Source organism: Streptomyces sp. NPDC047315 (genome assembly GCF_040643215.1).
GTDB lineage: Bacteria > Actinomycetota > Actinomycetes > Streptomycetales > Streptomycetaceae > Streptomyces.
In genome coordinates this window covers 86,802-107,503 of record NZ_JBEYTZ010000029.1, presented here as the reverse complement: position 1 = coordinate 107,503, position 20,702 = coordinate 86,802, and the positions used below count along the sequence as shown (strand labels likewise).

Annotated in this window: 21 protein-coding genes; 10 read left to right on the top strand and 11 right to left on the bottom strand. The window is 71.7% G+C overall.

The genetic code is table 11. The features are described from left to right. Positions 1-115 precede the first annotated feature (115 nt). Complete coding sequence (locus ABZ842_RS29335) at positions 116-940, top strand: MerR family transcriptional regulator (RefSeq protein WP_361543183.1); 825 nt, start codon at positions 116-118, stop codon at positions 938-940. A gap of 30 nt (positions 941-970) precedes the next feature. Next, positions 971-1,999: a WYL domain-containing protein gene (locus ABZ842_RS29330; RefSeq protein WP_361543180.1), complete on the top strand. Its 1,029-nt coding sequence runs from the start codon at positions 971-973 to the stop codon at positions 1,997-1,999. A gap of 276 nt (positions 2,000-2,275) precedes the next feature. On the opposite strand, the gene ABZ842_RS29325 is transcribed toward ABZ842_RS29330, so the two are convergent. After that, the gene (locus ABZ842_RS29325; RefSeq protein ID WP_361543177.1) at positions 2,276-3,256 is read right to left on the bottom strand and encodes an SDR family oxidoreductase; all 981 of its coding nucleotides are present in this window, start codon (positions 3,254-3,256) and stop codon (positions 2,276-2,278) included. A 96-nt stretch (positions 3,257-3,352) separates the two neighbouring features. Between ABZ842_RS29325 and ABZ842_RS29320 the strand changes: the two genes are divergently transcribed. Then, the gene (locus tag ABZ842_RS29320) at positions 3,353-3,874 is read left to right on the top strand and encodes a DUF4240 domain-containing protein (RefSeq protein ID WP_361543227.1); all 522 of its coding nucleotides are present in this window, start codon (positions 3,353-3,355) and stop codon (positions 3,872-3,874) included. Positions 3,875-3,890: 16 nt separating this feature from the next. On the opposite strand, the gene ABZ842_RS29315 is transcribed toward ABZ842_RS29320, so the two are convergent. Further along, positions 3,891-4,427 carry a GNAT family N-acetyltransferase gene (locus ABZ842_RS29315; protein ID WP_361543174.1) on the bottom strand — a complete coding sequence of 179 codons (537 nt, stop codon included), beginning with the start codon at positions 4,425-4,427 and terminating at the stop codon, positions 3,891-3,893. Positions 4,428-4,463: 36 nt separating this feature from the next. On the opposite strand from ABZ842_RS29315, the gene ABZ842_RS29310 reads away from it, so the two are divergent. Together ABZ842_RS29310 and ABZ842_RS29305 are read left to right on the top strand one after the other, a co-directional pair. Beyond that, a complete protein-coding gene (locus tag ABZ842_RS29310; protein ID WP_361543225.1) occupies positions 4,464-5,372 on the top strand; it encodes a TIGR01777 family oxidoreductase in 909 nt (302 codons plus the stop codon). Positions 5,373-6,012: 640 nt separating this feature from the next. Further along, on the top strand, positions 6,013-7,347 hold the full coding sequence (locus tag ABZ842_RS29305; RefSeq protein WP_361543222.1) for an NAD(P)/FAD-dependent oxidoreductase: 1,335 nt from the start codon (positions 6,013-6,015) through the stop codon (positions 7,345-7,347). Positions 7,348-7,402: 55 nt separating this feature from the next. On the opposite strand, the gene ABZ842_RS29300 is transcribed toward ABZ842_RS29305, so the two are convergent. Continuing rightward, on the bottom strand, positions 7,403-8,938 hold the full coding sequence (locus tag ABZ842_RS29300; RefSeq protein ID WP_361543171.1) for a regulator: 1,536 nt from the start codon (positions 8,936-8,938) through the stop codon (positions 7,403-7,405). Positions 8,939-9,174: 236 nt separating this feature from the next. On the opposite strand from ABZ842_RS29300, the gene lipB reads away from it, so the two are divergent. The 4 genes from lipB (at position 9,175) to ABZ842_RS29280 (ending at position 12,397) form a co-directional block, all read left to right on the top strand. Beyond that, on the top strand, positions 9,175-9,969 hold the full coding sequence (gene lipB / locus ABZ842_RS29295) for a lipoyl(octanoyl) transferase LipB (protein WP_361543168.1): 795 nt from the start codon (positions 9,175-9,177) through the stop codon (positions 9,967-9,969). 237 nt (positions 9,970-10,206) lie between these two features. After that, positions 10,207-11,178 carry a lipoyl synthase gene (lipA, locus tag ABZ842_RS29290; RefSeq protein ID WP_361543165.1) on the top strand — a complete coding sequence of 324 codons (972 nt, stop codon included), beginning with the start codon at positions 10,207-10,209 and terminating at the stop codon, positions 11,176-11,178. A gap of 288 nt (positions 11,179-11,466) precedes the next feature. Beyond that, positions 11,467-11,676: a hypothetical protein gene (locus ABZ842_RS29285; protein WP_361543162.1), complete on the top strand. Its 210-nt coding sequence runs from the start codon at positions 11,467-11,469 to the stop codon at positions 11,674-11,676. 10 nt (positions 11,677-11,686) lie between these two features. Further along, the gene (locus ABZ842_RS29280) at positions 11,687-12,397 is read left to right on the top strand and encodes a DUF4191 domain-containing protein (RefSeq protein WP_361543159.1); all 711 of its coding nucleotides are present in this window, start codon (positions 11,687-11,689) and stop codon (positions 12,395-12,397) included. Positions 12,398-12,551: 154 nt separating this feature from the next. Here ABZ842_RS29280 and ABZ842_RS29275 read toward each other — a convergent pair whose 3' ends face one another. Then, the gene (locus tag ABZ842_RS29275) at positions 12,552-13,019 is read right to left on the bottom strand and encodes an RDD family protein (RefSeq protein ID WP_361543219.1); all 468 of its coding nucleotides are present in this window, start codon (positions 13,017-13,019) and stop codon (positions 12,552-12,554) included. 228 nt (positions 13,020-13,247) lie between these two features. On the opposite strand from ABZ842_RS29275, the gene glnA reads away from it, so the two are divergent. Beyond that, positions 13,248-14,657, top strand: a complete 1,410-nt coding sequence (gene glnA / locus ABZ842_RS29270; protein WP_361543157.1) for a type I glutamate--ammonia ligase — start codon at positions 13,248-13,250, stop codon at positions 14,655-14,657. A gap of 110 nt (positions 14,658-14,767) precedes the next feature. On the opposite strand, the gene ABZ842_RS29265 is transcribed toward glnA, so the two are convergent. From ABZ842_RS29265 to ABZ842_RS29235, 7 genes are all read right to left on the bottom strand, one after another. Next, entirely contained in the window at positions 14,768-16,039 is a 1,272-nt protein-coding gene (locus tag ABZ842_RS29265; protein ID WP_361543154.1) for a site-specific integrase, read from the bottom strand. Between the two features lie 71 nt (positions 16,040-16,110). Then, positions 16,111-16,350: a helix-turn-helix domain-containing protein gene (locus tag ABZ842_RS29260; RefSeq protein ID WP_361543151.1), complete on the bottom strand. Its 240-nt coding sequence runs from the start codon at positions 16,348-16,350 to the stop codon at positions 16,111-16,113. Between the two features lie 322 nt (positions 16,351-16,672). Next, positions 16,673-18,217: a YfjI family protein gene (locus ABZ842_RS29255; RefSeq protein ID WP_361543148.1), complete on the bottom strand. Its 1,545-nt coding sequence runs from the start codon at positions 18,215-18,217 to the stop codon at positions 16,673-16,675. Continuing rightward, entirely contained in the window at positions 18,214-18,573 is a 360-nt protein-coding gene (locus ABZ842_RS29250; protein ID WP_361543145.1) for a hypothetical protein, read from the bottom strand. The genes ABZ842_RS29255 and ABZ842_RS29250 overlap by 4 nt, the downstream gene beginning before the upstream one ends. Then, positions 18,570-19,460 (bottom strand): bifunctional DNA primase/polymerase, encoded by an 891-nt coding sequence (locus tag ABZ842_RS29245; protein WP_361543142.1) that lies wholly within the window; start codon positions 19,458-19,460, stop codon positions 18,570-18,572. Before ABZ842_RS29245 ends, ABZ842_RS29250 begins: the two co-directional genes overlap by 4 nt. Continuing rightward, the gene (locus ABZ842_RS29240) at positions 19,457-20,326 is read right to left on the bottom strand and encodes a hypothetical protein (RefSeq protein ID WP_361543139.1); all 870 of its coding nucleotides are present in this window, start codon (positions 20,324-20,326) and stop codon (positions 19,457-19,459) included. Before ABZ842_RS29240 ends, ABZ842_RS29245 begins: the two co-directional genes overlap by 4 nt. An 81-nt stretch (positions 20,327-20,407) precedes the next feature. After that, positions 20,408-20,533 carry a hypothetical protein gene (locus ABZ842_RS29235; protein ID WP_361543138.1) on the bottom strand — a complete coding sequence of 42 codons (126 nt, stop codon included), beginning with the start codon at positions 20,531-20,533 and terminating at the stop codon, positions 20,408-20,410. Positions 20,534-20,702: the final 169 nt, after the last annotated feature.

Here is a 20,702-nt window from a genome sequence, read left to right as displayed (position 1 = left end):
ATCACCCCCGGACGGCTCGCACCACCGTCCGGGGGTGATGCCGTGTTGGCGGAGCACCCCCGAAAAATGCTTGGGTGGGGCACGGAACTGCCCCAGGGAGTGTTTCGAAGGAGCCATGTTCACCATCGGAGACTTCGCCCGGCACGGTCGGGTGTCCGCGCGGATGCTGCGGCACTACGACGCCATCGGGCTGCTGCGGCCCGAGCACACCGACCCGGTCACCGGCTACCGGCACTACGCCGCGCACCAGCTCGCCGCCCTCAACCGGATCATCGCCCTCAAGGACCTGGGCTTCACGCTCCAGGAGGTGGGTCGCGTCCTCGGTGAGGAGCTGGACGTGGCGGAGCTGCGGCAGATGCTGGTGGCGCGCCGTGCCGGGTTGGAGGAGGCGATGGCCGCGGCGGCGGTGCGGCTGACCGGGGTCGAGGCGCGGCTGCGGTCGATCGAGGACGAGGGCCGGCTGCCCGTCGACGAGGTCGTGGTGAAGCCCGTCCCGGCGGTCCGGGTCGCGGAGCTGACGGCCACGGCCGCGAGTTACGGCCCCGAGCACGTCGGCCCGGTGATCCAGCCGCTGTACGACGAGCTGTTCGGGCGGCTGGCGGCGGCCGGGGTCTCGCCGGCCGGGCCCGGCATCGCGTACTACGAGAGCGCGCCCGACGGCGGCGGCGCGGTCGTGGTGCACGCGGCGGTGCGGGTGACGCAGGAGTCCCTGCCCGGTCCCGGCAGCGGGGTGGAGCTCGTGGTGCTCCCGGCGCTGCGGCGGGCGGCGACGATCGTGCACCGCGGCTCCATGGACGGCATCGTCCCCACCTCTCAGGCGCTGGCGCGCTGGATCGACGCGTACGGCCACCGCTCGGCCGGTTACGCGCGCGAGGTGACCCTGGAGTGCCCCGCCGACCCCGACGGCTGGGTGACCGAGCTTCAGGAACCCTTGGTGTAGCGCCCACGCAGTGGGGGGCATGATGGGGGGATGCGCGCTGCCCGGCTGATCAAGATGGTGCTGCTGCTCCAGTCCAGACCGTCGATGACGGGAGCGGAGCTCGCCCGTGAGTTGGAGGTCTCCGAGCGGACGGTCACCCGGGACGCGGTGGCCCTGTCGGAGGCGGGCGTCCCGGTGTACGCGGACCGGGGCAGGGCGGGCGGCTACCGGCTCATCGGCGGCTACCGCACCCGGCTGACCGGCCTCGGCCGCAGCGAGGCGGAGGCGCTGTTCCTGTCGGGGCTGCCCGGCGCGCTGCGCGAGATGGGGTTGGCGGACGCGGCGTCCGCGGCCCGGCTGAAGGTCTCCGCGGCGCTGCTGCCCTCGCTCGCGGACGCGTCGGCGAGCGCGGCCCAGCGCTTCCACCTGGACGCGCCCGGCTGGTACCACGAGCCGCAGACTCCGCCGATGCTGACGCGGGTCGCTGAGGCGGTCTGGGACGACCGGCGGGTGCGGGCCGAGTACGGCAACCGGCGGGGCGAGCGCGTGGAGCGGCTGTTGGAGCCGTACGGACTCGTGCTGAAGGCGGGCGTCTGGTACCTGTGCGCCCGGGTCGACGGCACGTACCGGGTGTACCGCATCGACCGGTTCTCGACGGTGGAACCTGTCGCCGTGGGCGGTGCGGACGGCAGTGCCGGTGGCGGTCTGCGGGACGTGGACGAGGCGGCGGACGCGTACTTCGAGCGCGACCCGGACTTCGACCTGCCGGCGTTCTGGGCGGAGCGGGCGGCGCAGTTCGCCCGGTCCATCCTCCGTACCCAGGTCGTCATCCGGGTCACGCAGGAGGGCGCGCGCCGCCTGCCGCACGTCACCGACCGGGCTGCCGCGCGTGACGCCCTGGCCGCCGCGGACGGCCCGGACGCCGCGGGCGAGTTGACGGTGACCCTGCCCGTCGAGTCCCACGAGGTGGCGTACGCCCAACTCATGGCCCTCGGCCCCGACGTCGAGGTCATGGAACCGCCGTCCCTACGAGCGACCTTCGCCGAAGCAGCGGAACGCCTGGCGGCGCGCTACGCCTAGCGCCTGCGGTTCGCCGCACGGCGAGCTGTGCCGTGGCGTCCGCGGCCCGCGTGTGGCTTGTCGCGCAGTTCCGCCCCCGACGCCCAGAGGGCGTGGGGGGGACCCCCAGCGCCCCTAAACCCCCGTCCGTCTGCGGCCCGGCTGTGGCTTGTCGCGGACGCCACAATGCAGCTCGCCGCACGGCGAAACCGCGCCCGTCAAGGCCGTGGCGGCGGCAGGGGCCCGGGGGACTCCACGGACAGGCCGCGGCCTGTCTTAAGGATCAGGAACACTGGGTCAGCGGTAGTCGTCCAGCCGCGGCGCCCTCCCCGCCCTCTCCGCAATCATGAACCCCCACACGTCCGGCCGGCTCCCGTCCGCGTCCGTGACGCCGTACTCCCGCGCCAACCGCCCGCTGTCGAGCGACCGGCCGTTCCAACGCGCCCGGTCGGGGTCGGCGGCGAGCGCGGCGACGCCCCGTGCGACGTACAGCGGCGACTCGGACAGCCCCCAGTGCAGCGGCTGCTCCCCGATGCCGTCCCGCCAGGTCTCCTCGGTGAGCCCGAAGCCGTCCAGCATCTCCTCGGAGCGCAGGAAGCCGGGGGTGACCGCGACCGCGGTGCAGCCGAGGGGCCGCAGCTCCTCACCGAGGGTGTACGCCATCCGGATCGGGGCGTTCTTGGCGAGGTCGTAGTAGAAGTTCTCGCGCGGCTCCCGGTTGGTCTCCGCGGTGCCGTCGGTGACCTCGATCAGCAGTCCGCCCGGCCGCCGCACCAGCAGGGGGAGCGCGATGCTGCTGGTGACGATGTGGGTGCGCACGCCCAGGTCGATCATCCGCAGCCCGCGCGCCAGGTCGACGTCCCACATCCGGGTGTCGAAGTCGAGCAGGGGGTTGCCGCCCCAGACGTCGTTGACGAGGACGTCCAGCCGGCCGTGGTCCCGCTCGATCCGGTCCACCAGTGCGCGCACCTGCTCGGGCACCAGGTGGTCGGTGGGGACGGCGACGCCCCGGCCGCCGGCGGCGGTGACCAGCTCGGCGGTCTCCTCGATGGTCTCGGTCGCCCGCCCCAGCTCGCTGACCCGCTCGCGGGTGGTGCGCCCGGTGGCGTAAACCACCGCGCCCGCGGCCCCGAGCTGGACCGCGATGGCCCGCCCGGCGCCCCGGGTGGCGCCCGCGACCAGGGCGACCTTCCCCGTCAGCGGTCGGGTGGGCGTCGTTCCGTGCGTGCTGCTCGTCGTCTTGCCTGTCGGCTTGCTCGTCGGCTTGCTCGTCGTCATGGCACCGACCGTGACACGGATTCCCGACACCTGCTGTCCGGCATTTTCCGGGCTCCGCGTGCGCCCGGTCGCCCCAGCCACGATGCTGGACGCGTGATGGACGAGACGGAGTTCTGGGAGATCGTCGACAGCACCCGCGAGGCCGCCGACGGCGACCCCGAGGACCACGCCGACCTGCTCGTCGAACGGCTGCTCCAGCTCGACCCGGACTCCGTGCTGGACTTCGCCCGCCACTTCGAGGCGCGGTACAACCGGGCGTACACCTGGGACCTGTGGGGTGCGGCGGCGCTGCTGCTCGGCGGCGCCAGCGACGACGCCTTCGACTACTTCCGCTGCTGGCTCATCGGCCAGGGCCGGGAGGTCTTCGAGGGCGCGCTGCACGACGCGGACGACCTCGCGGAGCTGCTGGACGACTTCGACGAGGATATCGACGGTGACGGGGAGGCACTGGGGTACGCGGCGGACGAGGCGTACGAGCAGCTCACCGGGGTCGTGGCGCCGGAGCTGGGGATCGCGCCGCAGACCTCGGAGCCGGTGGGCACCCCGTTCGACTTCGACGACGACGCGGCGCTGGCACGCCGTTTCCCCCGGCTGTGGGAGCGCTTCGGCCCCGAGTGAGCGGGCGCGCCGCGGCTCAGTACAGCGCGCGGCCCATGCAGACGTCGTCGACGTACTCGCCCTCCAACAGGAACTCCCCCGGCAGCACGCCCTCGACGACGAAGCCCTCCGCCTCGTACAGGGCGCGGGCCGGTGCGTTGTGCCCGAGCACCCGCAGCGTGATCCGCGTCGCGCCCTGCCGGCGGGCCTCGTCGCAGACGGCGCGCAGCAGGGCCCGCCCGACGCCCCGGCCGCGGGCCGCGTGTGCCACCGCGAGCCCCTGTATCTGGCGCACGTGCCGGTTGCTGGGCAGCGGTGTCGGCGACACCAGCTTGATGTAGCCGAGCACGTCGCCGCCCTCGCCGTGCTCGTCGCTCGGCTCGCCGTCCTGCGCCACCAGGATGTTCTCGGGCGGGTTGTGCTCGTGGAAGAAGGGGCCGTACGGCGGTGCCTTCCGCGGCGTCACGGAGTGCAGCGCGGACCAGGTGTCCCCGTCCAGCGCGGCGAGCGCGGCGTCGTCGTCGGTACGGGCGGGGCGGACGTGGTGCGTGGTGGCTGCATGCGACTCGGGCATGCGGGTAACTGTGCCACGACCGACGGCACGGGCAGGATGGATTTCATGCGGATCGCGATCTCCGGCTCCACCGGACTCATCGGTACGGCGCTCGTGCGCTCCCTGCGCTCCGACGGGCACGAGGTGGTGCGCCTGGTGCGGCGCCCCGCCCGTGCCGGGGACGAGGTGCGGTGGGACCCGAAGCGGCAGTACGTGGACACGGCCGGGCTGGTGGGCTGCGAGGCGGTGGTGAACCTGGCGGGCGCGGGCGTCGGGGACCACCGCTGGACGGCGGCGTACCGCAAGGAGATCCGGGACAGCCGGGTGCTGGGCACCGCGGCCCTCGCGGAGGCCGTGGCCAGCCTGGACGCCCCACCGCGGGTGCTGCTGTGCGGCAGCGCGGTGGGCTTCTACGGCGACACCGGTGACCGCGCGGTGGACGAGAGCGCACCGCCGGGCGACGGTTTTCTGCCGAAAGTCTGCGTGGAGTGGGAGGAGGCCGCGGCGCCGGCGGAGGAGGCGGGGATCCGTACCGCGCACGCCCGCACGGGGCTGGTGGTGTCCCGGCACGGCGGGGCGTGGGGCCGGATGTTTCCGCTCTTCAAGGCGGGCCTCGGGGGGCGGCTGGGCGACGGCCGGCAGTACTGGAGCTTCATCGCGCTGCACGACGAGGTCGCGGCGCTGCGGCACATCCTGGACACCCCTTCCCTGTCCGGGCCGGTGAACTGCACGGCACCGGACCCGCTGACGAATCGGGAGATCACCGCGGCCATGGCGCGGGCGGTGCGGCGCCCCGCGGTCTTCGCCGTCCCCGCCTTCGCGCTGCGGATCGCCCTCGGCGACATGGCCGGCGACGTCCTCGCCAGCCAGCGGGCCGTGCCGACGAAGCTCCTGGAGTCGGGCTTCTCGTTCGCCTTCCCCGGCATCGACGCAGCGATCACAGCGGCGCTCACCACCCCCGCGTGAGCCTGGGCCGCCCCGCCCTTTCCCTGCGGGCTCCGTTGCCCTGTGCGACCTGGTGGTGACCTCGCCGCGCCGTTCCGCCCCCTCAATGCCCGGCCTTTTCCCTGCGGGAAGCGTTGACCTGTGCGGCCCGGTGGTGGGCTTGTCGCGCAGTTCCCCGCGCCCCTAATTGCCCACGCCCTACGGGCGTAGGGCGACCTCGTACACGCCCCGCACGTGACAGACGGGGGTAGCGAAACAGGGGCGCGGGGAACTGCGCGACAAGCCCGCCACCGGCCCGCAGACGGACGGGGGTTTAGGGGCGCGAGGAACTGCGCGACAAGCCCACCGCCGGCCCGCAGACGGACGGGGGTTTAGGGGCGCGAGGAACTGCGCGAGCAACCCACCACCGGCCCGCAGACGCCACAGCACAGCTCGCCGCACGGCGAAGCCGCACCGGCTCACAGGGCGCAGGAGAGGGCGCCCGAAGCACCCGGCCCCGCGGGCGCGAGCCGCAGCGCGCGGGGCGCAGATCGGCCACGCCTTCACACGCTCCCCCCGAACTACGGTATTCACCGCGCCCGTTGGGGGCATGACCCTGTGGGAGTCCGGCAGTCCGTGGCCCGGCACTCCCACCAGCGTCGCCGACCTCGGGGAGGGGCACGTGCTCATCAGCACCGCTCACGACGCGGACCACGCGGACGTCATCATCGTCGGAGCCGGCGTCGCCGGGCTCGCGACGGCCCGGCTGCTCACGGAGGCGGGCGTCAGCGTCTCCGTGATGGAAGCCGGGCCCGAGCCTGGCGGCCGGATGGCCACCGACGAGGTCGACGGCTTCCGCCTGGACCGCGTCGGCCAGTTGCTCAACACCTCGTTCCCGGAACTGCACCGCACGCCGGGCCTGGAAGGGCTGCCCCTGCGCCCCTTCGCGCCGGGCGCACTCGTCCACCGCGACGGACGGCTGCACCGTACGGGCGAGGTCACACTGCGCCGCGGCGGCACTGCGGCCGGCCAGGACGACCGCGGCCGGGCGTTCACCGTGGCGCGCGCCCTGGCGAGCGCCCCCCGTCCGCTGGACGAAGCCCGGCTCGGCGCCTTCCTGACCCGGCTCGCGGGCACCCCGCCCGACCGCCTCGCGGCCCGCCCCGAACGCACCGCAGCCGCGGCGCTCGCCGCCCGCGGCCTCCCGTCCCGCACGGTGGGCGGCTTCCTGCGGCCCCTGCTCGCCGCCCTGCTGTCCGACCCCGGGCTGACGACGTCCAGCCGGTGCGCCGACCTCGCCCTGCACGGCTTCGCCCGGGGCCGGACGTGCGTGCCCGAGGGCGGCGCCGCGACCCTGCCGCGGCTGCTCGCCGACGGGCTGCCGACCGGCACGGTCCTGACGGGCGTACGGATCAAGGACGCGTCGATCAACCGGGTCAGCACCGAGGAGTACGGGGAGCTGAGCTGTCGCGCGCTGGTGCTGGCCACCGGCGCGCGGGAGGCCGCCGAACTGCTGCCGGGGCTGAGGGTGCCGCCCTTCCACCCGGTGACGGTGGTGCACCACGCGGCACCGGTGGCGCCCCCCACGGGCGCCTCGCTGGTCCTGGACGCGGACCGCGGTGGTCCGGTCTCGTACACCGCGGTGATGAGTGAGGTCGACCCCGCCCGCGCCCCCGGCGACCGCGCCCTGATCACCTCCACGGTCCTCGGCGCTCCCCCGCCGGCCCTGGACCGCACCGTGCGGGAGCAGTTGTCCCGTCTCTACGGCGTCCCGACGGACGACTGGGAGCTGCTCGCCGTCCACCACACCCCCGAAGCGGTCCCGGCGATGCCTCCGGGCCACGACCTACGGCGCCCTGTGCGCGTGCTGTCGGGCCTGTACGTGTGCGGTGACCACCGGGACACGAGCACGGTCCGGGGCGCGCTGCACTCGGCCCGCAGGGTGGCCGATGAGGTCCTGCGCGACTTCTCCGGCGGCGCGACGGGGCCCGGCACCGCCTTGACCGCGGCGGCGTAGCCCGCCCGTCGGCACGGGGCACGCCTTCTCGGCGCGCCCCGTGCCGACGGGTGCGTCAGCCCATCGCCGCGATGCGTTCGCGGTAGGTGCGGACGGCCGCCGCGTCCCGGTAGGGCTCCAGACGGCGCTCGAAGTCGCGCACGTACTCCTGCGCCCGGGCCGAGCGCATCTCGGACGCCTGGAGGGCCGCCTCCGCGCCGAGCGCGCACGCCTGGTCGAGTTCGCCGAGCCCGAGCCGGGCGCTGGCGAGCACCACCCGGCAGAAGAGGCGGCTGCGGGCGAGGGAGTGCGGGCGCAGTTGGAGGGAGCGTTCGGCGTGCTGCACCGCGGCCCGGTACTGCTGGAGGTCGCGGTAGCAGTGCCCGAACTCGTCGGCGAGCTGCGCCTCGTCGAAGAAGCGCGCCCAGTGCGGCACTTCGTCGCCCGGGCGCGCCGACTCCAGTGCGCGCTCGGCCCGCATGAGGGAGGCGGTGCAGGCGCGGGCCTCGCCGAGCACGCCGTGTCCGCGGGCCTCCACCGCGTGCAGCAGCGACTGCACCACAGGCGGCGCGGAGGGTCCGAGGCCCTGTTGGGCGACCCGGGTGAGCTGCACGGCCTCCCGCCCGTGCCCGAGGTAGACGGCCTGCCGGCTCATGGTGACCAGGACGTAGCTGCCGTACGCCCGGTCCCCCGCCGCCTGCGCCAGCCGCAGCGCCTGGACGAAGTAGCGCTGGGCGAGCCCGTGCGCGGCGATGTCGTACGACGTCCAGCCGGCGAGCCGGGTCAGGTCGGCGACGGCGCCGAACAGCCGGCGGCCGGTGACCTCCCCGTAGGTGCCGCGCAGCATCGGCTCGGCCTCGTGCTCCAGGTAGCGCACGAGGGCCTGGCGGGCGTGGCCGCCGCCGTACGCGTCGTCGATGGAGCGGAACAGCTCCCCGACCGAGCGCAGGGCGGCGATGTCGCCGCTGGAGACCCGCTGCCCGGGGCCGCGGTCCGTACTGCGGTCGATGCTGCGCTGTCGGGGCACGCCGATCGGCGGGCCGCCCTGGTGGGGCACCCGCAGGCCGGTCGCCGGCGCGTCACCGTGTCTGCCGTCGGCGCGACTTCCGTCGCTGTGTCTGCCGTCGCCGTGTCTGCCGTCGGCACGGCTTCCGTCACCGCGGCTGACGCGTTCGTCGGCCCGCCCGATCAGCCAGTCCCTGCTGGGCACGACGAGCCCGGCGGGGGTGAAGGCGATCTTGCGTAATTCGGCGTGGCTGCCGGAGTCCTTGCGCCACAGGCCGCCGACGATGTCGACGGCCTCCTCCGGGGTGGCGGCGAACTCCAGCCCCGCGTAGACGGGGGCACACGCGTCGAGGCCGAGGTCCTGCGCCGACAGGCGTCGGCCCAGGCGTCTGGTGAACACCTCGGCGATGAGCGCGGGGGTCGTGCCGCGCGGCTGTTGGCCGCGCAGCCAGCGGGTCACGGACGTCTTGTCGTACCGCAGGTCCAGCCCGTGCTCCTGCCCGAGCTGGTCCACTCTGCGGGCGAGTCCCGCGTTGGAGAATCCGGCCTCGGCGATGAGCGCGGCCAGCTGGCGGTTGGGGGTGCGCTGCGGGGGTCGTTCCGTCATCAGCTGTGCGGTCTCCTGCCTTCCGGGCCGGTCGCAGCCCTCATGGAACGGCGCGAATTTAGCGGCCTCTTAAGGCCCGCCCACGGCGTTCGACGGAGCTTCATCCGAACGTGTGAGGATTGGGGTCGACGCTGACGGGAAGAACTCCCGCCCGCTCCGATCGGCCGACCGCCGTACAGTGGCGGAGGTGCAGCAGGCGCGGCAGCGCGAGAAGACGGTTCGAGGGAGGCAGTGCCGTGGGTGAGCTGCGGTTCGTCCGGCTGGGCTTCGGCGAGGAAGCGGTCGAGTACGTGGAGGCGTGGCAGAAGCAGCGCGAGGTGCACGCCGCCCGGTTCGCGGACGAGGTCCCGGACACCTGTCTGCTGCTGGAACACCCACCGGTGTACACGGCCGGCCGGCGCACCGAGGACAGCGAGCGCCCCCTGGACGGCACCCCCGTCGTCGACGTGGACCGCGGCGGCAAGATCACTTGGCACGGCCCGGGCCAGCTCGTGGGCTATCCGATCCTGAAGCTGCCGCGCCCGGTGGACGTGGTGGCGCACGTGCGCCGGCTGGAGGAGGCCCTGATCCGCTGCTGCGCCGAGTTCGGCGTGGCGACCAGCCGGATCGAGGGCCGCAGCGGGGTGTGGGTGCTGGGCGACCCGGTGGAGCAGCGGCCGTCGCTGGGCGGGCTCTCGCTGGAGTTCGACCCGCGGCTCGCGAACGACGAGTTCGACCCCCGGCTGAACGGCCCCGAGTACGCCCCGTCCAACGCGGGCCAGCGGCGCGAGGACCGCAAGCTGGCGGCCATCGGCATCCGCATCGCCAAGGGCGTCTCCATGCACGGCTTCGCGCTGAACGTGAACCCGGACACCACCTGGTTCGACCGGATCGTGCCGTGCGGCATCAGGGACGCCGGGGTCGCCTCGCTGGCGGACGAGTTGGGCACGGACCTCACCATCGCGGACGTCCTGCCGGTGCTGGAGGGGCACCTGCGGGAGGTCTTGGCGGAGGTGGAACCCAAACCGCGGGAGGTCGAGCCCGCGGTGTGAGCCGCGGGCTGAGCCGCAGTGTGAGCCGCGCCGCACTTCCCCCGGTGCCGCGGTCACTGACCGTTCGGGGGAATGTGCCTGTGTGTGACCGGGTTGGCATGACACAGGGCCGTACAAACGACGGGCGTACCCTGGTGTGCGCCGCTGATTCGAATGCCGCATAGCCGTGCGCGTCGCAACGCAGTGCCACGCAACGCAATGCAGCGCAACGCAATGCAACGCAGAAAGGGGCACCACGTGTCCGCTGTCGCACCCGACGGACGCAAGATGCTGCGCCTGGAGGTCCGCAACGCCCAGACCCCCATCGAGCGCAAGCCCGAGTGGATCAAGACCCGGGCGAAAATGGGCCCCGAGTACACCAAGATGCAGAAGCTCGTGCAGAGCGAGGGGCTGCACACGGTGTGCCAGGAGGCAGGTTGTCCCAACATCTTCGAGTGCTGGGAGGACCGCGAGGCGACGTTCCTCATCGGCGGCGACCAGTGCACCCGGCGCTGTGACTTCTGTCTGATCGACACCGGCAAGCCCGAGGCCCTGGACCGCGACGAGCCCCGTCGGGTCGGCGAGTCCGTGGTCACCATGGACCTGAACTACGCCACGATCACCGGCGTCGCCCGCGACGACCTGCCGGACGGCGGCGCCTGGCTGTACGCGGAGACGGTGCGCCAGATCCACGCCCAGACCGCGGACCGCGCCGACGGCCGGACCAAGGTCGAGCTGCTGGCCCCCGACTTCAACGCGGCGCCGGAGGCGCTGGAGGAGGTCTTCAGCTCCCGGCCCGAGGTCTTCGCGCACAACGTGGAGACCGTGCCGCGGGTCTTCAAGCGGATCCGCCCCGGCTTCCGCTACGAGCGCTCGCTCGAGGTGATCACCCGCGCCCGCGAGGCCGGGCTCGTCACCAAGTCGAACCTGATCCTGGGGCTCGGCGAGGACCGCGCCGAGATCACCGACGCGCTGCAGCAGATGCACGCCGCGGGCTGCGAGCTGATCACGATCACGCAGTACCTGCGGCCGACGGTGCGCCACCACCCCGTCGAGCGCTGGGTGAAGCCGCAGGAGTTCGTGGAGCTGAAGGACGAGGCCGAGCAGATCGGCTTCTCCGGCGTGATGTCCGGTCCGCTGGTGCGCTCCTCGTACCGCGCCGGCCGGCTGTACCAGCAGGCGATGGAGCGACGGCTGACCGGCGACCGCGCCCAGCTCCCGGTGGTGTGAGCCGCCGGCCCGACGAGGCCCGGACCGTCACCGTGTGAATTCGAGCACAAGCGACTACCGCCCGGTAATGCGACGTACGGCGCGGCCCGGACGCTCCCCGCAGGTCGGGGCGGCGTACGGGCCGCGTCAGCGTTCCGGGGCCCCGCATCAGGGTTTCATCACCGTTTGACCACCCGGTCACGCGCTGGTAACACCAACGGGTAACCCTCGTTTTGCAGACCTTCCTGCAGACCCGTCCGGCCCTCAGCGGCCCGTGCCGCTCCGCCTTCCCCGAAGGGGGTCACCACCGTGCACGCACTTCCCGAGCGCGCCACCGCCCTCCCGTCCGTGACCGTCGCCCTACGCGCCGTGGAGTCGCTTCTCCTGGGCCGCGGGCAGCGCACCGCGCGCCGCAACGCCTGGTCGGCCGTGCTGGAGGACCGCCGCCGGGCCCAGGACCGCGTCGAGGCGCTGCACGTACTGGAGGCCGTGGCGGACCGCGCGCCGCGGGCCACGTAAACTTCGGGTTATGGCGAGGAAGGCAAAAACAGACAGCACTGACGCTGCTGCGAACCCCGGGCGACTGAAACAGATCGCCCTGACGTACAAGATGACGCGCAAGGCCGACCCTAAGGTCGGGCTCGTCATCGCCGCCGTGGGAATCGTCACCTTCGGTGTCTTCCTCGGCTTCGGCTACCTGATCGGCTTCCCGGTCTACCTGGGCATCCTGGGCTTCCTGTTCGCCCTCCTCGCCGCGGCGATCGTCTTCGGACGCCGGGCCGAGCGGGCGGCGTTCGGCCAGATGGAGGGCCAGCCGGGCGCGGCTGCCGCGGTCCTGCAGAACGTGGGGCGCGGCTGGACGACGACGCCGGCGGTCGCGATGAACCGCAACCAGGACGTGGTGCACCGCGCCGTGGGCCGTGCGGGCATCGTGCTGGTGGCCGAGGGCAACCCGAACCGGCTGAAGACACTGCTCGCGGCCGAGAAGAAGAAGATGGCGCGGATCGCGATGGACGTGCCGGTGCACGACATCGTCGTGGGCACGGACGAGGGCCAGGTCCCGCTGAAGAAGGTCCGTACGACCATGCTGAAGCTGCCGCGCGTGCTCTCGGGCCCGCAGGTGACGGCGACGAACGACCGACTGCGGGCGCTCGGCGACCTGATGAGCAACATGCCGATGCCGAAGGGTCCCTTGCCCAAGAACATGCGCATGCCGCGCGGCGGCCCGAAGATGCGCTGACCGGCGGCGGCGTTCGCTGGGAGCGCTGAGAAGCCTTCCGCAGCCTTCTGCGCGACGCGATGTGAAGAGGGGCGGTCCGGATTCGATCCGGGCCGCCCCTCTCGCGTACCTGTTTCCCTGCCCGTACGCGTACCTGTTTCCGTGCCCGTACGGCTCAGAGCCGCACCTGTACGGCCTTGGCGAACCGGTCGTGCAGCCCGCGCCCGTCGCGGTCCCAGATCAGGGCGGGCAGCGCCAGGCAGAGCAGCACGGTGCGCAGCAGGACCCGGCCGAAGCCGAGCCGTCCGCCGTCGACGGAGACGACCCGGAGTTTGAAGAGCCGCTTGCCGGGGGTGAAGCCGACGGTCCCGACGGCGAGGGCGTTCACCACGAAGAGGACGCCGACCGCGATGTTCGCGGTGGTCTGGGGCGCGCCGTCGCCGAAGAACGCGTTCGCGATCAGGAAGCAGAGCCCCCAGTCGACGAAGATGGCGCCGAGGCGCCGCCCCGTGGGCGCGATGGCGCCCGGCCCCTCCTCCGGCAGGCCGAGCCGCTTGCCCCGGTGACCGAAGTCGACGCCCATGTCCTCGGCCGCCGCGCGGGGCCCGGAGAGCCACGATCCGACTGCTTGCCTCTTGTCCACGTCCACCCGTCCACGGTACTGGGCCCCGGCCGTGGCGGTACCCGTGGGGGGCCGGGGCGGGGGTGACGTACGCAACCCGACGACCGGCCCGGTTAACGCGAGCGAAACAATCGGGTCATGCTGGAGAAATGCCTCCTGCCTATGGTCGGGACCTGCGTGTGCCACCGCACTGGCCGCACGGACGAGCTACCACCCCGCCCCTCCCGGGTCGGGAGTAGGAGGAGTTGGATGTTCCAGAACGCCGACGACGCGAAGAAGTTCATCGCAGACGAGGACGTCAAGTTCATCGACGTCCGCTTCTGCGACCTCCCGGGCGTGATGCAGCACTTCACCATCCCGGCGCATGCGTTCGACCCGGCCGAGGAGCTGGCCTTCGACGGCTCGTCGATCCGCGGCTTCCAGGCGATCCACGAGTCCGACATGGCGCTGCGCGCCGACCTGTCGACGGCGCGGGTCGACCCCTTCCGCCGCGACAAGACCGTCAACATCAACTTCTTCATCCACGACCCGATCACGGGCGAGCAGTACAGCCGCGACCCGCGCAACATCGCCAAGAAGGCTGAGACGTACCTCGCCTCCACCGGCATCGCGGACACCGCGTACTTCGGCCCCGAGGCGGAGTTCTACGTCTTCGACTCGGTGCGCTTCAACACCTCCGCGAACGAGGGCTTCTACCACATCGACTCCGAGGCCGGCGCCTGGAACACCGGCGCGGTCGAGGACAACCGCGGCTACAAGGTCCGCTACAAGGGCGGCTACTTCCCCGCCCCGCCGGTCGACCACTTCGCCGACCTGCGCGCCGAGATCTCCCTGGAGCTGGACAAGGCCGGTCTCCAGGTCGAGCGCCAGCACCACGAGGTGGGCACGGCCGGCCAGGCGGAGATCAACTACAAGTTCAACACCCTGCTCGCCGCCGCCGACGACCTGATGCTCTTCAAGTACATCGTGAAGAACGTCGCCTGGCGCAACGGCAAGACCGCGACCTTCATGCCGAAGCCGATCTTCGGCGACAACGGCTCGGGCATGCACGTCCACCAGTCCCTGTGGCAGGGCGGCGTCCCCCTCTTCTACGACGAGCAGGGCTACGCCGGCCTCTCGGACACCGCCCGCTACTACATCGGCGGCATCCTCAAGCACGCCCCGTCGCTGCTCGCCTTCACCAACCCGACGGTGAACTCCTACCACCGCCTGGTCCCCGGCTTCGAGGCCCCGGTCAACCTGGTGTACTCGCAGCGCAACCGCTCCGCCGCGATGCGCATCCCGATCACCGGCTCCAACCCGAAGGCCAAGCGCGTCGAGTTCCGCGCCCCCGACCCGTCCTCCAACCCGTACCTGGCCTTCGCGGCCCTCCTCCTCGCGGGCATCGACGGCGTCAAGAACAAGATCGAGCCGGCCGAGCCGATCGACAAGGACCTCTACGAGCTCGCCCCCGAGGAGCACGCGAGCGTCCCGCAGGTCCCGACGTCCCTCCCCGCGGTCCTCGACGCCCTGGAGGCGGACAACGAGTACCTGCAGGCGGGCGGCGTGTTCACCTCGGACCTGATCGAGACCTGGATCGACTACAAGCGCACGAACGAAATCGCCCCGATCCAGCTCCGCCCGCACCCGCACGAGTTCGAGCTGTACTTCGACATCTAAGATCGCCGCAGGTCAGAGCCTATTTTCGCTCTCCTGGGCCGTCTGTGGGCCGTCGGCCGTGTTCTTCCCCTCTCGGAAGGCACGGCCGACGGCCCTTCTTCAGGCTTCGTTCACGCCGCGACCGGGACCGCCCCGCCATCCTCGCCGTCATCCTCAGCGTCCGGACGGAACACCTCATCGATGGCCCGTCGGGCACGGTCCTGACTGTTGGGCATCAGGTGCGTGTAGATGCGAAGCGTGAAGCCCGGGTCCGAGTGCCCCAGATACTCGGCCAGGGCCCGGATGTTCTCCCCGGCATCAAGCAGCACCGAGGCGTAGTAGTGGCGGAGCGCGTGCATGCCGTGCTCGCGCGAGCGCTTGAACCTCTCCCCCGGCGAACGCTCCGGAATCACGCCAGCGGCGACCAACGCGGGCTTCCACAGGTGCATGTTGAAGTAGTTCCGGTTCAGGGCTTTCCGCTCACGCGAGTAGAACAGCAGCGTGGCCGTCGTGGGCGGGCCATCAGGCGTCTTCCACGGGAGGGTGACCTCCATGGGCGGGCGCTGCGTGATGTGCCGTGCGAGGGCGTGGGAGACGACGTCCGGCAGCGGCACATCACGCAGCTTGCCGCCCTTCGGCGGGGCGAAGACCAGATGTGAGCCCACCATCTTGACCTGGCGAACGACGTGAACGACACCGCCCAGGAAGTCGACTTCATCGAGCGCAAGCCCGAAGACCTCTCCCTGCCGCAGACCGCATCCAGCGCCTACGTCGACAGTTGACCGGTAAGGCTCCGGGAGTCCGGCCCGGACGGCGAGCACCCGCTGATGGGACCACGGCTTGAGCTTCCGAGCATCGAGCTTGGGTGCCCGGACGGACCCGGCCCGGCAGGGATTTCGGGTGATGATCCCGTCATCCACAGCCGCAGCGAAGACGGCGGAGACGTTCGCGAAGATGACTCGCTGGTACGACGACGCGAGGCCAGCATCTTGCAGAGTTCGGGCCCAGGTGCGGATGTGTCCGGGCTGGAACGCGGACATGGAGCGGGAACCGATATGAGGGAAGGCGTGCAGCCGGAACCGAAGTTCCATCGCCGCGATGGTAGACACGTCGGTCGTCTGGGACGCCAGCCACGTCGTGGCGAACTGCTGGAACGTCACCCTCCCCGCGGTCGGGTCGACGTACTGCCCACGCGCCATGTCGGCAGCGATCTGCGTGAGCCACCCCTCAGCAAGTCGCTTCTGCTTGTCGGGGAAGGACTTGGACTTCTCGGTGCCGTCGGGAGCGACGTACCGGGCCCGGTAGCGCATGCCGGTTCCGTGGCGTTCGCTCTTGACGCGGCGAAGTCTGCCATCGGGTCCGCGCTCGGCCTTGTACCAGCGGTCTTGGATGTGGCCTGCCATGCAGGTCGATCCCTTCGTTGCATGAGGAGGCCCGTGGCGCTCCGGCTGGAGTGCCACGGGCTGAGAGACATTCAGGCTGCTTCGGTGCTGCTCTGGTGGGTGACCCAGGCGCGGACGGCGGCGGGGTCGTAGCGGACGTATTTGCCGACGCGGAATCCCGGCGGACCGATGTGCTTCTTCCGCCACTGGTAGACCGTCTCTTTGGGCACCTTGAAGATCGCGGCGATGTCGTCGGTGTCGAGATATTGGTTGGGGAGGCCGGACCGCAGGCTCACCTGCGGATTGGTCTCGGGGCTGCGCTTGGGTGCCACGGGGGACTCCTCGGGGCGGGTTGGGCGGGTTTCCGTGACAGAACTGACAGAACTTCGCTGCTGGCCCGCTGACCTGCGGTTACTCCAGTTTCCGGCGTCGTGACAAAACCTCCGAAAACTCTGACAGAACCTCCGGGTGGAGGGTTCTGTCGGAGCGCTCCCGGGGCGGCTTGGTCTGTGTGGGTGGTGCCGGAAACTGGGGGCGGGGAGGTTCTGTCAGAGTTTTCGGAGGTTTTGTCAGAGCCGTGATCATGGCTCTTTGTGCAGGTCAGCGGGCCGGGTTGGGGGTTGTGTCAGTTCTGTCAGCGGAATGGAGGTTCTGTCAGCCGGTGGCGAGTGGCGGGGTGACGTTGGGGTGGGTGTCGAAGCGGGGCGACGGTGGCCGGCCCCCGCGTCCGGAGCGCGGGGGAACGGGCTGCTGGCGGACCCATCCGTGTTCTTCCAGCAGGGTGAGCGCCGGGTCGAGGTCGGTCATGGCGGGGAAGTCTCCGCGTGACAGGCCCCGGAACAGCTCGCGCTTGGTGAAGCCGGACAGGCGCTGTTCCTTGAGGTGGGTGAGGAGTTGATGGGCGGCTTCCTGGGCGGGGTCGGCGCCCATGGCGTCGAAGACTTCCAGGGCGTGGGCGGTGAAGTAGTCCCCGATTTCGGTGGCGGCGGCCATGGTGGCGGCCTTGATGGGGACCATCCATCCGTTGTCGGGATGGGTGGCGAGGTGGAGTAGCCCGGCGATGCGGGCGACGGCCCCGTCACGCTTGGACGCCCACTTGATGACCGGGTGGAGGCTGCGGCCCTTCCCAATCCGCGACTCGGTCACCTTCTGGTAGGCCAACAGGACCGCGTCGGCGTCGGAGGTGAGCGTGAGAACGGCGGGGTCGGTCCAATCCGCCAGCGCCAACGCCAGCCCGCCCAACTGCTTGGCGTAGGTAGCCGCGGTTTCCTCCGGAAGAAGCTCCGGGGTGAGGTTGCGGGAGCCGACCAGAGACACCGGCTTGGCATACAGGAACCGGGCCAGCAGCCCCCGCCCGTCGGCCCCCTTCACCCTGCCCAGGGCATCCAGCACTTCGGGCTGGATCGCAAGGCCCATGGTGATGGCGGGGGCTTCGACGTGCTGGGCGTCGCGGCCCTGCCGGTTCACGCGGACCATGTCCCCGGCATGGCCTTTGAGGAAGATGCCCATGTTGGGGGTGCCGGAGTAGCGTCCGGCGATGATGTCGAAGATCTCCCCTTCGGCGGACATGACGCTCATCCGCCCGTCCTGGTCCGCGACCAGGGTGGCGAGGCTTTCGGGGGTGACGTCGTCCGCGACGAGTTGGGGTTTCGCCGGGACGGTCATCTCGTCGGCCTGCTGGGCGAGGTGGACGGCTTCGGCAGTGAGCTGGTCACGCAGCCCGGGTTCCGCTGCGGCGGCCTTCTGCGCGGCCTTGTCGGCAGCCGAGCGGGCCAGGCGGGCGGTGGTCTCGGCTTCGGCCCGGCGCGGGCCGGACAACTCCACCAATGCCTTCTCGGCGGCCAGCAGCGGGCCGGTCATGAGCGCGAACACGGCCGACTTCCGGTTGCCCGGGGGCAGGGCCACGGCCGTGTAGAGGTTCACCGGCTCGCGCCAGTGACCCCGCACGTGAACCATGGCCCGCCCGCCGGCCGCCGTGGCGAGCACGGCTAGAGCCAAGCACCCGGCCAGGTCTACCGGGGTCTGCGTCTCCTCCGCGACCCCGGCGACCATGCTGCCCAGCCACTCGGGCAGCGCGTGCACCGGGAACACCGGGAGCTCCCGGCGGGGATTGAGCGGGACAGGTTCGTCCCACACGGGGCCGGTGATGGTCTCGGGATCCAGGGCATCACTGAAGCCCTCCCACAGGTCGGCGCTCATGCGGCGGCCCTGCCTTCCTGAGTGCGGTGGTGCGGGCAGACGTCCCGGTGGTGGGCGTGGTCGGCGATGAGGGCGAGTACGCGGCGGTGGCCGACGGCATAGAGATCGCGTCCGCAGGCGCACCAGGAACGAGCGGTGGGGGTGGTGCCGCGACCGGGGGCGACGATGTGGAGTCCACCGACGATGCGGCGTCCGTCGCTGGTCGCGTGCCGGTCAGGGCGACAGGCAGAGAGGACGCCCTTCGGGCGACGACCCTCGGGCGCGCTACGGCCGTCCGGGGTGCCGGTCGGTTCGGCGGGGCCGGTGCAACCGGGGGTGCTGGTGGTGCTCTTCAGGGAGGGGGGAGGGGTGCTCATGCCGCCGTCCGGCGCGGGTTGTTGGCGATGGACCAGTTCAACGCGCTGCGGATGGTGGAGCGGCACTCGTACGGCTTGAGTCCGGCCGATTCCCCCGCCTCCTGAAGAGCCTGCTCGACCACGTGTCGGGGGAGGTCGCCCCACGCGACGAAGCGCCCGAGTGCTCGCGCTGCCCGGAGGAGTGCGGCATCCCGCCCGCCCTCGGTGGTGGTGGCAACGGTGCGGGTTTCGCTGGAGAGAGCTACGTCAGCGTATCGACAACTTTGCCCCGCAATAGCCCCTGAGGGCCGCCGTACGGGCTTGGGGGCGGGCTTGAGGATGCTCAGCAGCCACGCGGGCAGTGGGGCCGCCTGAGGGGTGCTCAGCGCTTCGTACGTTCCGGTGGGGGTGGTGCTGCCCGCGGCGACGACATAGCCGCCCCACGCCCTCGTGTCGACCAACGGCGCGAGGCTGCTGGCGGTGTTGGTGAGCCGCACACCAGCCGGGGCGCTGAAGTACAGGTGCTGCCCGCCGCTCGCGGTCCGGGTGCGATAGGTGGTGGGCACCGGGTGGCCGGCGCGCTCGCAGAGCGCACGAAAGGTCGTCGCCCCGCAAGGGGCGCCCGAACTGCTCTTCTCGTTCTTGGGCTGGTCGAGGTCGACCACGAGCAGCCCGGCCGGCCCGGTGGCCAGCCCGACGTTGTACGGGGCACACGTCCAGGCGGCGCGGATGAGGTCGGGGTCGAGGGTGGCGCGCTGCTCCCACTTCTGATGCCCCGTGGAGCAGGGCCCGGTGCGGGGGCACTGCTGCTCGCCGTGGAGGGCAGGGCGCTTGGTGCCGGGGCGCAGGGGGAAGACGGGCCAGCCGCGGGCGGCGGCGTCGAGGGCGGCGTTGAGGAGGGTGTTCATGCGGCTGTCTCCAGTCCAGTGCCGGGGCCCTGGGGCGGGAGGCTGTTGAGGACCCGGGTGCGCCACATCAGGGCGTAGTCGATGCAGTTGGCGCAGTTCAGGTGCGTGTGGCCGGGGAGCGGGGGGCGGCGGCGGGCGTGGGAGCTCCAAGCGGCGGAGTCGGCAGAGGCCAGCAGGTGGCCAACGCGGGACAGGCCCAGGGTCTTGAAGCCGAAGCCGTGGAGCCGGTAGCCGCGGGCGGCCATGGCGGTGACGATGGCTGCGCCCTGGCGAGTGGACTGGAGACGGCAGACTGAGCCGAGCCCGACGATCGGTTCGGCGCGCAGGTTCACGCCGTAGGACTCGTAGAGGTCCGCGCACTGGTGGTATTCGGGGATGGTGCTGCCTTGCAGGGTGGGGATGATCCGCAGGGTGGGTGCGATTGACCGGAGGTCGAGGAAGTTCCGGACCGTGCGGCGCTGGTGCTCGGCTACGGACAGGTGGGTGCCTGCGAAGGTGAGCGGTCCGGCCTGCCCGCCGTTGATGATGAGGTCTTCGCACATCCAGTCTTGCCCGGCTGCCCAGTCGTAGGGGCCGACGTGTTCCCAGATGCGGCGCAGGTCGTCCACGTACTGGCGGGGGGTGCGGGTCCAGCGGCCGTGTCGCTGAAGCTCGGTGAAGCCTCCGGAGTCGACCGCGTACCTGCCGCGGGGCTGGAGGGGCTTCACGGCCGAGGCAAGGTGCTCGGACTTCAGGAACAGGTCAACGGGTGTTTCCCGCAGCCAGTGCTTTTTGTGGGTGGTGAGGTAGAACCGCGGGCTATCTGTGGCCGGGAGCTCCCGACCGGCGGGCATGGACCCTCGCGCGAGCGGGGTGGGTTGCGTCATGCTGGATGCCTCCAGTTCGTTGGGTTGTGCTGGATGAGGGCGGCCCCGGTCTTTGCCGAGAGGGGGCCGCCCTCGGTGGTGCTACGGGCAGGTGCAGTTGGGACGCTCGCTGGAGCCGTCGGCGCCGCAGCCGCAGCAGTGCGGGTGCGGGTAGGGCTCGGTGTCGTCGGTCGGGTTGCAGCGGTCGCAGTCGTCGAACGGGTCCATGGGGCTCCTCAGTGGGAAGCGGAATGGTGCTCATTTGGTGTTCAGGGAGGCTGGCGCACCCTCTTCCCGGGGGCTTGTGGAGGGGGTTTCGGGCCCCTGGCCTGGGATGCCTCCCTGCCTCCCTGACAGATCATTTGTGCTGGTCAACGCCAGGGATGCGGGGCAGGGA

Bases quoted from the DNA above. Each gene is read 5' to 3' on its own strand.
- ABZ842_RS29325 (WP_361543177.1), bottom strand. From the start codon at position 3,256: ATGACGACGAGCAAGCCGACGAGCAAGCCGACAGGCAAGACGACGAGC.
- ABZ842_RS29330 (WP_361543180.1), top strand. From the start codon at position 971: ATGCGCGCTGCCCGGCTGATCAAGATGGTGCTGCTGCTCCAGTCCAGA.
- ABZ842_RS29235 (WP_361543138.1), bottom strand. From the start codon at position 20,533: ATGGACCCGTTCGACGACTGCGACCGCTGCAACCCGACCGACGACACC.
- ABZ842_RS29250 (WP_361543145.1), bottom strand. From the start codon at position 18,573: ATGAGCACCCCTCCCCCCTCCCTGAAGAGCACCACCAGCACCCCCGGT.
- ABZ842_RS29300 (WP_361543171.1), bottom strand. From the start codon at position 8,938: ATGACGGAACGACCCCCGCAGCGCACCCCCAACCGCCAGCTGGCCGCG.
- ABZ842_RS29245 (WP_361543142.1), bottom strand. From the start codon at position 19,460: ATGAACACCCTCCTCAACGCCGCCCTCGACGCCGCCGCCCGCGGCTGG.
- ABZ842_RS29265 (WP_361543154.1), bottom strand. From the start codon at position 16,039: ATGGCAGGCCACATCCAAGACCGCTGGTACAAGGCCGAGCGCGGACCC.
- ABZ842_RS29335 (WP_361543183.1), top strand. From the start codon at position 116: ATGTTCACCATCGGAGACTTCGCCCGGCACGGTCGGGTGTCCGCGCGG.
- ABZ842_RS29310 (WP_361543225.1), top strand. From the start codon at position 4,464: ATGGATTTCATGCGGATCGCGATCTCCGGCTCCACCGGACTCATCGGT.
- ABZ842_RS29280 (WP_361543159.1), top strand. From the start codon at position 11,687: ATGGCGAGGAAGGCAAAAACAGACAGCACTGACGCTGCTGCGAACCCC.
- ABZ842_RS29255 (WP_361543148.1), bottom strand. From the start codon at position 18,217: ATGAGCGCCGACCTGTGGGAGGGCTTCAGTGATGCCCTGGATCCCGAG.
- glnA (WP_361543157.1), top strand. From the start codon at position 13,248: ATGTTCCAGAACGCCGACGACGCGAAGAAGTTCATCGCAGACGAGGAC.
- ABZ842_RS29320 (WP_361543227.1), top strand. From the start codon at position 3,353: ATGGACGAGACGGAGTTCTGGGAGATCGTCGACAGCACCCGCGAGGCC.
- ABZ842_RS29315 (WP_361543174.1), bottom strand. From the start codon at position 4,427: ATGCCCGAGTCGCATGCAGCCACCACGCACCACGTCCGCCCCGCCCGT.
- ABZ842_RS29240 (WP_361543139.1), bottom strand. From the start codon at position 20,326: ATGACGCAACCCACCCCGCTCGCGCGAGGGTCCATGCCCGCCGGTCGG.